Annotated in this window: 13 protein-coding genes; 8 read left to right on the top strand and 5 right to left on the bottom strand. The window is 41.6% G+C overall.

The window, feature by feature from the left end; translation table 11 throughout:
• Nucleotides 1–118: 118 nt before the first annotated feature.
• From BM232_RS03855 to BM232_RS03830, 6 genes are all read left to right on the top strand, one after another.
• Complete coding sequence (locus tag BM232_RS03855; RefSeq protein ID WP_091711866.1) at nt 119–610, top strand: sigma-70 family RNA polymerase sigma factor; 492 nt, start codon at nt 119–121, stop codon at nt 608–610.
• 3 nt (nt 611–613) lie between these two features.
• Nucleotides 614–1,552, top strand: coding sequence for a FecR domain-containing protein (locus BM232_RS03850; RefSeq protein WP_091711865.1), 939 nt, complete (start codon nt 614–616; stop codon nt 1,550–1,552).
• Nucleotides 1,553–1,657: 105 nt separating this feature from the next.
• Nucleotides 1,658–4,096 (top strand): TonB-dependent receptor, encoded by a 2,439-nt coding sequence (locus BM232_RS03845; protein ID WP_091711864.1) that lies wholly within the window; start codon nt 1,658–1,660, stop codon nt 4,094–4,096.
• A 142-nt stretch (nt 4,097–4,238) separates the two neighbouring features.
• Nucleotides 4,239–4,751: a sigma-70 family RNA polymerase sigma factor gene (locus tag BM232_RS03840; RefSeq protein WP_091711863.1), complete on the top strand. Its 513-nt coding sequence runs from the start codon at nt 4,239–4,241 to the stop codon at nt 4,749–4,751.
• On the top strand, nt 4,744–5,691 hold the full coding sequence (locus tag BM232_RS03835) for a FecR domain-containing protein (protein WP_091711862.1): 948 nt from the start codon (nt 4,744–4,746) through the stop codon (nt 5,689–5,691). Before BM232_RS03840 ends, BM232_RS03835 begins: the two co-directional genes overlap by 8 nt.
• A 77-nt stretch (nt 5,692–5,768) precedes the next feature.
• Entirely contained in the window at nt 5,769–8,189 is a 2,421-nt protein-coding gene (locus BM232_RS03830; RefSeq protein ID WP_091711861.1) for a TonB-dependent siderophore receptor, read from the top strand.
• Nucleotides 8,190–8,306: 117 nt separating this feature from the next.
• On the opposite strand, the gene BM232_RS03825 is transcribed toward BM232_RS03830, so the two are convergent.
• The 4 genes from BM232_RS03825 to BM232_RS03810 all read right to left on the bottom strand — a co-directional run bounded on the left by BM232_RS03825 (nt 8,307) and on the right by BM232_RS03810 (nt 10,926).
• Nucleotides 8,307–8,669 (bottom strand): hypothetical protein, encoded by a 363-nt coding sequence (locus tag BM232_RS03825; RefSeq protein ID WP_091711860.1) that lies wholly within the window; start codon nt 8,667–8,669, stop codon nt 8,307–8,309.
• 157 nt (nt 8,670–8,826) lie between these two features.
• A complete protein-coding gene (locus tag BM232_RS03820) occupies nt 8,827–9,699 on the bottom strand; it encodes a PA4780 family RIO1-like protein kinase (RefSeq protein ID WP_218153293.1) in 873 nt (290 codons plus the stop codon).
• 161 nt (nt 9,700–9,860) lie between these two features.
• Nucleotides 9,861–10,226: a Fis family transcriptional regulator gene (locus tag BM232_RS03815; RefSeq protein WP_245752808.1), complete on the bottom strand. Its 366-nt coding sequence runs from the start codon at nt 10,224–10,226 to the stop codon at nt 9,861–9,863.
• 34 nt (nt 10,227–10,260) lie between these two features.
• On the bottom strand, nt 10,261–10,926 hold the full coding sequence (locus BM232_RS03810; RefSeq protein ID WP_091711857.1) for a pyridoxamine 5'-phosphate oxidase family protein: 666 nt from the start codon (nt 10,924–10,926) through the stop codon (nt 10,261–10,263).
• 405 nt (nt 10,927–11,331) lie between these two features.
• On the opposite strand from BM232_RS03810, the gene BM232_RS03805 reads away from it, so the two are divergent.
• Both BM232_RS03805 and BM232_RS03800 read left to right on the top strand, forming a co-directional pair.
• The gene (locus BM232_RS03805; protein WP_143092256.1) at nt 11,332–11,631 is read left to right on the top strand and encodes a hypothetical protein; all 300 of its coding nucleotides are present in this window, start codon (nt 11,332–11,334) and stop codon (nt 11,629–11,631) included.
• 432 nt (nt 11,632–12,063) lie between these two features.
• On the top strand, nt 12,064–12,453 hold the full coding sequence (locus tag BM232_RS03800; protein WP_143092255.1) for a hypothetical protein: 390 nt from the start codon (nt 12,064–12,066) through the stop codon (nt 12,451–12,453).
• On the opposite strand, the gene BM232_RS03795 is transcribed toward BM232_RS03800, so the two are convergent.
• Nucleotides 12,446–12,769 (bottom strand): integrase core domain-containing protein (locus BM232_RS03795; protein WP_143092254.1); only part of this gene is annotated, 324 nt, incomplete at its 5' end. The two genes, BM232_RS03800 and BM232_RS03795, sit on opposite strands and share 8 nt — an antisense overlap.

Here is a 12,769-nt window from a genome sequence, read left to right as displayed (position 1 = left end):
GCTTTTTTCCATTAAAAATAATCCTTAAAATTCAAACATAAACCCTAGACACTATTGATATATAACTCTCAAAACAATAATGTATCTCATTATCAATTGTGAAGTAGTTCTATTAATAATGGCTGTGCAATCGCTGGAATCACTTTATACAGAGCATCATCATTGGCTTCAGAGCTGGATCCGTTCCCGATTAAATAATGTTGAGCAAGCTCAGGATTTGACGCAGGAAACCTTCATCAAGGTATTGATGAAGGGACGAGAGCATGAATTCAATTCACCTAAAGCCTATTTAAGCAGTATTGCTCGTGGTTTGTTGGTGGACTTTTTCCGTCGTCGCACGGTTGAACAAGCCTATCTTGATACACTGGAAACTCTGCCAGAACAACATACTATTTCTGCTGAACAGCATCATCTCATTATCGATACCTTATTACAGGTCGAAAAAATGCTGGATGCAATGAGTGAACAGGGACGACAAATTTTTCTACTGGCTCAACTGGATGGATTGTCCTTTGCTGAAATCAGTAGACAATTAAATGTATCGGTAACAACCGTTCGTAAACATTTTATTTGGGCGATGACGCAGTGCCTGTTATTACTTGAAGATTAAACCATGAAGTTGAATGAAGACATTTTGACTCAGGCTGCCAGCTGGTTTGTGGATCTTCGCAATGCACGGCCCGGAGATGTCATATTCGAAGCACATCAGGCATGGCTTGATGCTGATAGTCGTCACTATGATGCCTGGAAGCGAGTGGAACGTTTACAAAAACAACTGCAATTAGTCCCAAATGAAATCAGACAAGGCACGTTGGAAAAAGCACGTCAGTCACGACGTCAATTAGTCAAAACACTGGTAGTTGTCTTAACGGTAGGCAGCGCTGGTGGTGTGGCCTACAAGCAGCGCGCTTTATCCAGTCTGATGGCACGATACCGTACCGACACGGGTGAACATAAAACCATAGAGCTGACCGATGGCAGCAACGTGTTTCTGAACACTAATAGTGCTTTGGATGTGAGTTTTAGTGATGATGTCAGGGAGCTAACTTTATACCGTGGTGAAATCATTGTTGAGACTGGCAAAGGGATGCCACAGCAGGATTTTATTGTAAAAACGGCACAAGGAAGAGTGAAGGCGCTAGGCACCCGCTTTCAAGTTCGATGTAATGATGGCGAGACCTGGGTCGGTGTTAGCAAACATGCTGTGGAAGTCCTATCAGAAAAAGCCAGTAAAGCTGTCAAAGTGCAAGCCGGTCATTGCATGAGTTTTGATACGTTGAAACACAGCCCATTAAGTTTGATGCCTTTGAATACGGACGCCTGGACACAGGGCATGTTGATCGTCAGTAACTGGCGGCTGGATCAATTTATAAATGAACTTGGGCGTTATCACAAAGGCGCACTTCGCTGTGATCCTGTCGTGGCATCGCTACGTATTTCCGGTGCATTTAATATTAACGATACCCAGTCAGTACTGGAAAATCTTAGTAGCACCTTACCTGTCAAAGTCCGTTATTTCACTCGTTTTTGGGCACAAGTTGAACCTGTCTGATTATTTTTTTAAATAATGGGGTTAACGATTCTGCTTTCTCGTTCGGCCTGTCAGATAACAGCGTTATCGCAACGTCATTATCTACATTAACGAACAGGACCAGTGATGAAACACACCACTTTCTTACCTTTAACTTTGTCGCCATTAAGCCGACAACTCATCATGGCAGGAATGTTAACGACAGCCTTGGCAAGCACTGATCTCATGTTAAATATCAGTCATGCAGACGGCGTGACTCAGCAACAAAGCTTTCATATTCAAGCTGGCACACTTGAATCGGCACTCAACCAGTTTGCTGTACAGAGTGGGATCACCGTTTCCTTCAGCCCTGATGTGGTGGCAGGAATTAAGACAAAACCGTATCAGGGATCAACTGCGCCATCAGCGCTACTGACCGAGTTATTATCTGGCACTGGATTAAAAGCGACGTTATTAAGCAATGGCAGTTATTCCATCGTTAGAAAATCAACGCCTGTCGCTGTTTCACCGAAGCAGAAACAAAGTGTTGAGTTAGACGATATGTTGATCACCTCAACACGTTCTGACACACAGCTAAAAGATTCACCACAAGTTGTGACCGTGATTAATCGTGCTCAGATTGAACAGCAGTTGGATATGAACAGTGATAGTTCTCAGATTTTAAGCAACTTATTACCGTCATTTTCACCTAGCCGCCAAAAGCTCACCGGTGGCGGTGAAACATTCCGTGGTCGTTCACCCTTGTTTCTGATTGATGGTGTACCACAGAGTAATCCATTACGTGACGGCCAGCGTGATGGCCATACTATTGATATGTCGATGGTTGAACGTATTGAAGTCATTCACGGTGCCAGTGCCATTCATGGGCTTGGCGCGACGGGTGGCATTATCAACTTTATTACTCGTCGGCCAAGCCAGGACACATTGAAACAAAGTCTCAATGTGCAAATGACCACGCCAACCGGTGAGTTTGGTGATGAAACCTCGGGTTATCGCACGGATTACAATCTGAGCGGTAGCAAAGATGATTTTGAATATACCTTAGGGCTGAGTTACGAAAGACAAGGTGTGTTTCTGGATGCCGATGGCACCGAAATTGGTGTTGATAATGTGCAGGGCGACATTATGAACTCAAAGAGTTATGACCTGTTCACCAAGCTGGGTTACTGGATAAACGATGATCAGCATATTGAGGCCTCACTCAACCGTTATCAGATCAAAGGTGGCAATGACTACATCAGTGTTGACGGTGATATTGATAAAGGCAAACCAACCACTTCTGTCAGAGGTACGCCAGTCGGTGAAGCTCCTTATAACCGTGTATTAACCACCAGCCTCAAATATCAAAATTATGATTTAGCAGGCATGGAGTTTATTGCTCAGGCATATAGACAAGAGTTTGAAGCTTTATTTGGGGCGTTGAAATCTTCAAGTTTTGAAGATCCTGTTCTTGCACCTGACATGATCGATCAAACTGAGGTGGAATCCGTAAAAAAAGGCGCTAAATTCACGCTTGTAAAGGATGGCTTATTTGATGATAAGTTGAAAGTCACTACAGGGTTAGATTTACTACGTGACAATACATCACAAAATTTAGCTCTTACTGGACGACGTTATGCCCCTGAAATTATTCATAAAAATTATGCGCCTTTTGCACAGTTACAGTTTAAACCTATAGATATGGTGGTACTGAATGCTGGTGTTCGCTATGAACATACAGAGTTAAATGTTGATACATATAAAACCGTGTTTGCAAAAGGTGGTGGCGTAACGGTAAAAGGAGGAAACCCCGACTATAGCGAAACACTGTTTAATGGTGGGATTGTTGTCAGTCCTTTATCTTGGTTGAGTGTCTTTGCTAACTATTCTGAAGGCTTTGGTATGCCTGATGTTGGACGAGTGCTGCGTAGTGTTGAAGTGTCTAACGCTAGTGTTGAAAGCTTACTGGACTTGAAGCCAATCCTAACCACTAATAAAGAAATTGGTTTACGTTTTAACTGGGAAACAGTTGATTTAGAAGTAAGCTACTATGAATCTGACTCTGATTTAGGCTCAAGACTTTCTCCTAATGCTGATAAAACTGATTACACCATTAATCGTGAGAAACAGGAAATCAATGGTGCCGAAGCAAATTTAGGCTGGAGAGTGAATGATGACCATAAATTGAATCTGGCTTATTCCTATATCCGTGGACGCTTTGACAGTAATGGTGACGGCAAAGTAGACAGTGATTTAAATGGTCAAAATATTCCACCTAACCGATTAATTGCCAGCTGGCAGGCAGAATGGTCGCCAAAATTATCGTCATTTGTGCAAGCGAGCTATAACTTTGACCGTAACTTTGATGAAGAAGCCGGTAAGAAAGAAGAGCAGTTCAAAGCCTATGGGCTGATTGATGCCACCATGGCGTATAAACTCTCCACCGGTAAGCTTCATGCTGGCGTCACCAATTTACTGAATAAGGATTATTTCAGTTATTCATCACAAACCAGTTATGGCTCTGATGCACGTAATTTCAAAGGTCGAGGTAGAACGCTTACCGTCGGTTACTCATTAGACTTTTAGTGAGACGTGAAAAGCCACTACCCCTGTGGTGGCTTATTAGTCTATGTAATAAAGGCTAAGTAATTGAAATTGATCAGCGGCCATTGCTAGAAAAATATCTAGATGTTAATGTATCTCATTATCATCTTTATGTTGTTGTAGTATGTCACAACCATCGGTCGATTCTTTATACAAAGATAACCAACCTTGGTTATTCAATTGGTTAGTAAAAAAACTGGGGTGTCAGCACCGGGCAGAGGATCTGACTCACGATACGTTTGTTCGCATATTACAAACGCAGTACAAGCAAAAGGAATTTACTATAGAGCAGCCCAAAGCCTATATCAGGACTGTTGCTAATGGGCTTGTAGTTGATTATTTTCGTAAAAAATCATTGGAGAAAGCGTATCAACAAGCTTTAAATGAAATCCCAGAATTAACGCAGCTGTCTGAAGAGACGCTTTATCTATTAAAAGAAACACTGGAGCAACTTGATAGACTTCTTGAGCGTCTACCAAAACGCGTGAAATCCGTGTTTTTATATTCTCAGCTGGATGGTCTTACCTACGCTGCTATTGCAGAGAAGCTCGGTATTTCTCTGCGAACGGTAAAAAGGGATATGCAACAGGCCTATATTCATTGTTTAACATTTAGCTGGTCTGAAGACAGTGAATAGTGACTGTCCCCCTAACAAAATTATTACTGAAGCAGCCGATTGGTTAATTCGTAGACAAGAATCTCCGTTGACTAAACAGGAGCAAGAGCAATTTGATAGCTGGCATGATCAAAGCAAGGATCATCAAAAAGCCTGGAGAATGGCTCAAACGCTTTCACGGTCATTTCAATCTGTACCCAGTGGTCTCGGCAATACTGTCCTAAAAAGATCGCAAAAGGATCGGCGACAATTAATCAAACTATTAAGTGGTTTGCTGGTGGTACCTGTTACAGGTGTTATTGCGTTTAAAACTTTGCCCGTTTCTAATTGGACTGCTGATCTCAGTACCGCCACTGGTAAGCAAAAAACACAAATATTAGCTGATGGTTCCCGGATCATAATGAACACTCACACAGCGCTGAATATTCTGTTTGATGATCATCTCCGACAGATTTATTTAATTGAGGGTCAAATTCAGATCTCTACAGCAAAAGACTCACTCTCGCGTCCGTTCATAGTTACAACACAGTATGGTCAGGTCGAAGCATTAGGTACGGTGTTCCAGTTAAATCAACTGTCTGATGGCATCGAAGTCAGTGTGCAGCAAGATACTGTTGAAGTGACTACTCTGTCAGGCGAAAAGCAACTGCTGCAAGCAGGGCAGAAAGCTGTCTTTTCTCAATATGATATTAGTCACCCTAAGCCGAGTCATACTGCTGATTCGGCTTGGGTCGAAGGGCAGCTCATCGTTGATGATGAGAAATTAAGTCATGTTATTCACGAAATTAGTCGCTATAGACATGGTTGGTTACGTTGTAGCCCGGACGTAGCGAACTTGAAAGTCAGTGGTGTATTTCAGCTGCATGACACCGATACAGTATTAAAAAATCTGGCGAATACTTTACCCATCAGCCTAGTTTATCGAACACCTTATTGGGTTACTGTCGATAAACCAAATTAATTTGGCCTCTTTTCTTTTGTGCTACGGCTATAGATGTAAACAAATCCTATTTACATTTATAAATAACAGGTAGCTCAATGAAAAAAACTACACAGTCAGAGACTAACACCATACCTGCTTTGCAAAAGCCTATATCCAAGAAGCTGAAAGCCGCTTTTCTACTTTCTGCATCATTAATCATTTCATACCCTTATTCTTCAGTTGTTCAAGCGGATACTCAGCAAAGTCAGCAAGTACAAGTGTTTAACATTGCTTCGGGAGATTTATCCAGAGTGCTCAGGCAGTTTGCAAGCAAGGCAAAGATTACCTTGTCCTTTGACCCTGCTTTAGTGTCGGGTAAGCAAAGCCGTGGACTAAAAGGGCAGTATTCAATAGAAGCGGGCTTGCAACAGTTGCTGGAGGGACAAAGTTTGCAAGTCATCACCATTGATGGCGAAAGCTATCGCATCGAAAATCGTTCTTCATCTAATGAAGTTGAGTTACCTAAAGTGAGTGTGTCAGGTGACTATATTGATGAGACCGGCTTAGGACCTGTGTCAGGCTATGTCGCCAAACGAAGTATAACTGCTGCAAAAGCTGACATACCGCTTATCGAAACCCCGCAAGCAGTGAACGTAGTAACAGCAGATGAAATAGAAATTCATAATGCGGAATCGTTAAATCAAGTATTGCAATATACCCCAGGTGTCGTTCCAATGGGGGCTGATAATACAACAAGTGATGGCATGATTATTCGTGGCTTCAATGTGACGGGGTCATCACCCATCTATCTCAATGGAAGTAAGTTACCCCGCAATACCTTTAGTGGAGTCTCAGAGCCTTATGCGATGGAGCGTATAGAAGTACTCAAAGGGCCTGCATCAGTATTGTATGGTAATGCTGCTCCGGGTGGCATTGTGAATATGGTGAGTAAGTTGCCTGAAACGGAAACCAAGCGTGAGTTAAAAGTGCAGGCTGGTAGTTTTGACCGGCGTCAGCTTGCAGGCGATTTTACTGGTGCTTTAACGGATGATGGCAGTTTATCTTATCGTTTTACTGGCCTGTATCGAGACAGTGACACGATGACCGATCATGTGCCGGATGATCGCAAGTTCGGTCAGTTTTCTTTGCGCTGGCAACCAAGTGAAGATACTTCATTAACATTACTGGCTAACTACCAGCATAACGAAACTGTGTTTGTTTATGGTTTACCGTCTCAGGGGACTGTAGAACATAATATAAATGGTCATATCGACCGTGATTTATTTGTTGGTGAACCTGACTTTAATAAGTTTGATACGCGTAATCAGACATTAGGTTATTTATTCAGCCATCATATTAATGATGCGCTCACTTTTCGTCAGAATGTCATTTATTACAATGCTGAAACGGATTACAACGATATTTATATCGGTTCACTCGATTCCTCACAGCGATTATTATCACGTGGAGCATATATCCGTCATGATGAAAATCGGACATTCACTATTGATAACCAATTCGAAGCCAAATGGGATTGGGGCAATACGGAGCATACTACTTTAGTTGGTATGGATTATGAGAAAAATCAATTTGAACGTATTCAATACAGTGGAAATGTTGCTGCTCTAGATATTTATAACCCTGTTTATGGCTCTACTGTTCTTATGAGTAATTCGCCGGCCAGAAGCACTGCTGAAAGTAGCAAGAAACTTGGCCTTTATGCCCAGGAACATTTGAAGATCGCTGATAAATGGGTAATTATGCTTGGTGGTCGTTATGATAACTTCAAATCTGATACCGACAATAAGCTAACCGGTACTTCCTCAAATAATGATGATCATGCATACACTGGCCGGGCTGGACTGGTATATTTATTTGATAATGGCTTTGCTTCTTATGTGAGCTATTCTGAGTCATTCGAACCTGTCTTGGGGCAGGGTGCTTCAGGTGTAAGCTTTAAACCAACGGAAGGTCAGCAGTATGAAGCTGGCTTACGTTTTCAACCAGAAGGCGCGCCATACTCAGTTTCTGCTTCTGTGTATAAATTGACTCAGAAAAATGTTTCTACTACTGATTTAGTCAATCCTAAATTTCTTGTTCAAGAAGGCGAGGTAGAGTCAAAAGGCTTTGAGCTTGAAGCCAAAGCCAGCCTTAATCAATGGAATTTCACAGCAGCTTATGCCTATATTGATAATGAAGTGACAAAAAGTAATAACGGTAGCGAAGGCAACCGCACCAACAATGTACCGCGTAATATGGCTTCATTCTGGACCGATTATCAATTTGTTAATGTCTTAAAAGGGCTAGGTGCTGGCGCGGGTATTCGTTATATCGGTGAAACTTATAACATTGCCAATACGGTTGAGGCGCCTGGATATACGGTAGTCGATGCTGTGGTGAACTACAGTTTGTCACCGGAGTGGAAACTGGCTTTAAATATTAATAATCTGTTTGATAAAAGATACGCCACATGTAGCTATGCCTGTTTTTATGGGGTAGAGCGCTCAGCGACGCTTACTGCTTCTTATAACTGGTAAATATCTATACCATCGATTATTCAGTAGATTTTTAATGAGACCAAAAAAGCCATCATAGAGTGTGATGGCTTTTTTATTTATAGACCTATTTAACTATGTTGACTGACAGCGTGTTATCTACTTTGAGTGATCGACGTCATTCGTTTTACCTTTGCGTGTGAATGCAAAAACTAGCCAGACAATGAACAAAGGAATGAGGAATGGCAGAAGAAACGGGAAGGTCATAGAAAAAGAGACCAGGCAGAAAAACATCAGGAAACCCAAAATGACAAGTCCAATGCCTGTGAACATGAACGCCATCAATATACCCATGCAAAGTAAGAGGATGGGCACAAAAACAATGCCACCGGCTTCTATCAGATGTTTTAATGGTCCCGTGACTTGCTCGCCATTATAGGTGATGGTGGTATTTGATGGCATCAGGCTCAAGGCACCGATGATAATCAACAAAAAGATAATTAATAAGGTCACTTTTTTCATAGATTTAAATACTCTTCTGCTTGATTCATCGGAATGGTGAGCTTGATAGAAAGCAATAACACCAGCGCTATGCGTCTTTCGACTTTACTTCTGACATTGAGTTGCATTGAAGGAGAGACTTCAAGTTATCAAGCAGAACATATTGGTTTATAGCTGATTAATCATCTTCATCACGTAAGCGTAATTTTCTTTCTTGTTCTTCAGCCAGAATAGCTTGAATTTCAAGCATCACAGCATCGACATCGGCTGCTTCAGTACTCTCTTCAAACAGGCCTGTGAGTTCTGTATCAGGCAGTAATTTACCATTCTCAAACAATGACCATATTTCTTTTTCATAATGGGTATGGCGTAACTCTGGTGCGAACTGGGCGTAGTAACGCGTCATATTTTGTACATCGCGATTTAACATGGCTTGTGCATTATTATTTGCCACGGCATTTACGGCTTGAGGTAGGTCGATAATGACTGGGCCATTTTCATCCACCAGCACATTAAATTCAGACAAGTCGCCATGAACTAAGCCTGCACAAAGCATCTTTTTCACCGAATGCATGACCAGAAGGTGATCTTCAATGGCTTGTTCAGCAGACATGGAGACATCATTGAGGCGAGGTGCAACATCACCATCCTCATCTGTGATGAGCTCCATCAATAACACGCCATTCAAGCAATCATAAGGTTGAGGCACACGCACGCCAGCACTTGCCAGCAAGAAAAGTGCATCCACTTCGGCATTTTGCCAGGTTTCTTCTTGCTGCTTACGACCGAATTTGGAGCCTTTTTCCATGGCGCGGCCACGGCGACTATTACGCACTTTTCGACCTTCCTGATATTGGGCGGCTTTTTTAAAGCTTCGTTTGACGGCATCTTTATAAACTTTGGCACAGCGAATGTCATCACCACATCGAACAACGTAGACATCGGCTTCCTTTCCGCTCATTAAACGACTAATCACGTCGTCCACAAGACCATCATCAACAAGTGGCTGAATTTGTTTTGGTATTTTCATTGCTCGAGGTATATCACTCAAATGTATCCAAGAAAAGATACTGTGCAGTATAAACTACAGACGTATAAGTATATGAGTGTATTACGCTTGCTGGTTATTTTGAGTCAGAACACAAGAAACCTAAAACCTAAGCAAAAAATACTGCTTTTAGAAAAAATAAAAAGGCTTGTTCGGCAGACCTATTACCCCAGTCTGATAGCCCAGTTGCCATTATGCTGTTGATGACAGGCCTCTTCGCTATCGTATGCAATATGCTCAGCAATCCGTTTTAGCTTGATATCCGTAGCCTGAAATTCAGAATGAATGAGTGACTCTATGCTTTGATTCTCATCAGACTCAAGGTAATTATTCAAATTCTGGTTTGTATCAAATACACAAACTACCTTTAAGCTCTTTGGGTAATCGTCATAATTCACCAAGTGGGTTAACCACTGAAAACCATCTATATCTTTCAACGCCTGCTCACAGACATCAGTTAATGATGATCGTATGGTGTTATCTAACTTTTTATCTGTTTTACGCATATTTAGGGTTAGCTTATTAGCCACTAATTGTACTCAGAAGAAACGTGTTTGATAGAGGTTAAGCCTTCTCATCACCCGACTGAATATACTCCATCCATTCTTCAATCGGCATGGTGCCACCTTCTTCGGCTACCTGATTTAATTCATGTTCACGTAATACGTCTTGCATATTATCAATACGTTTCCATGTTGCCACAGGTGTTTTGCATTCTTGTTTGGGGATATAACGCGAGTCTTTCACTTTTTGATAGCGGTGAACATAGCGGGGACAGTTTTGCCATAGTTCAGAAACGGTCACGCGTACCACCATTTCAGCTTCTTGCCATTCAGACAAAAGTGGATCGTCGCTAGATGCAACGGCTGTGCCTTGTACACGAATCCGATACGGTTTCTCAAAATCAATAAATAACAGACCGATTTCAGGGTGGCCTTGAATATTACCCATGGAGTAATACATACCATTGCCGTCATAACTGGGGAACGCAAGGGTTTTTTCATCCAGCACTTTAACAAAGCTGCCTGCTTCACCACCTTTATAGGACACTGTTGGTCGACCACGCTCATCTACCGTAGTCAGAAAAAACATATCCCGGCTTTCGATAAAGCCCTTAGCCATCTCGTCAACTTCAGTGACCAAAGCCACTTCCTCCACCCGATCGGCCATCTCCCGGCTATTGAATAAATCCTGAAGGGCGCGATGTTTATCGTTATATAGTCTGCTCATACATTTTCTCTCAGTGTTTCTATTTATTTTAGGTAATCCATAACTGTACTGTACATAAATAGCGGATGCCATCATAGAAAAATACAGCATAAAACGTCTGCGCAATGCCTGTTTTATGTAGAGTATATTGTAGGTCGGGATGACTAGACGCTGTCGTTGCTTTGACTGTGATAAACACGTTGATATGTTGCACATCCTAATACGCCAAAGCCAACAGCAACTATGAAAGTCACAATATTGGTCATCAAGCTACTCAGAACAGTGTGCATCAAAATCCTGTTGATGGAATACTGATGCTCAGTAAGCTGGTAACGGGAAGTACTCAGAACTGCTCATCTTTTATTCCAAACTAACCTTTATATTGAAGATGAATATCTCCATAAGGTTGGAATGACGGAATAAGCAATGAGACTGAACATGCTACTTCGATCAGGTGTTAAGGTTAATAGCCAATATCAAGAATATGGCGATAATGGTTTGTTGTCTGAGAAAACCTATTTTGGATACGATAACGATGTCAGTTGGCAGCATCAGGCCTTATTGCAAATCGATACTGAAGAAGAGATTGTGCAGGTTCATCTGAGCTCATCGGATCAAAGCGAGTCATCACAATTCAGCTTTAGCATGGATACGAAAAAAGATAGAGAAAAGACTGTCTCTCAATCCTCAAAAACGAGCAGCCATTTTATAGATTTCTATGCATGATTAGATGCACTTTCTGATTTCAGTGCTAGTTCAAGGCAAAACCTGAGTTCAAAGTAACCTAAGGCCAAAAGGTTCATAGCCCCAGAACATCGTACTTTCTAAACTCACTTCAGTTATAAGCCCCGATTGATCATAATTAATCGGGGCTTATTTATATTGGGTATTTAATCGACAAGAAAAATCAGCCGTTGTATTATTCGGATTAGCTGAGATTTTCGTATTATTCGCTTTTCAACAATAGTGGCTAGTTAAGCAAATGGATTTAATGAAATGAGAAATGGAGATCGTCTTATGAATAATGCCCCCCACAAGTTTTTTCATTCCCGAAATAATAAAAATGTGCCTGCCAACTTGATTTTAATTTTCTAGCAAAAAATGGTGTAGGTAGATTCTTTGTTTGAATTCATTAAAAGGCAATTTGTGATAGAGAGCATGCCAAATATTTCAGAAATTGTGGTCAGCAAGAAAAAATATCAGCTTATTTCAACCCTGTTGACGGTTGCTGTCTTCCTTCTTCCATTTAGTTTCATGCTATCTATCTATAGGATTCTGTTCATGAATGGGCTAAAAATAGGAGTAGGAGAGTTTGTTTTCTCTGGGCTGATGGTGAGTATTGTAATTGCATTGATTAGTGCAGCCAAAACTCTGGTTAAATTATTAAATGCTTACTCAAGTTACCTGCGTGGAATCAAGGAGCGAAGATTTAGAGCCGCTGGCTCAGCAGCTATTTCATATCTTTTTAGCATTTACATGGGGTTTTTTAGTTTAAATGAGGCATACCTCTTAGGGTTATTTAATGAACAAACTGTAGTGGTCAACTAATTCCGGACACGGGTTTAGACAGAACTTCCGCCTTTGCAGGTGGACATCCATCGTTAAATTGATGCGGCCGTTGCCAGTTATAATAATTCATCAGGTAATAGCTCACATCACGCATTGCCTCACTTATGTTTCGATACCCCAGTCTCGGCAGCCATTCAGCCTTAAAGCTCCGAAACAAACGCTCCATGGGCGCATTATCCCAGCAGTTACCACGTCGGCTCATGCTCTGAGTCATGCGATAGCGCCATAACCGTTGCCGATATTTTCGAGAGCTGTATTGGCTACCCTGGTCGCTGTGGAATAACACATTCTGAGG

It is taken from the genome of Methylophaga sulfidovorans (genome assembly GCF_900114205.1).
In the GTDB taxonomy this organism is placed as follows: Bacteria; Pseudomonadota; Gammaproteobacteria; order Nitrosococcales; family Methylophagaceae; genus Methylophaga; species Methylophaga sulfidovorans.
This window is presented reverse-complemented; position numbering and strand designations above follow the sequence as displayed.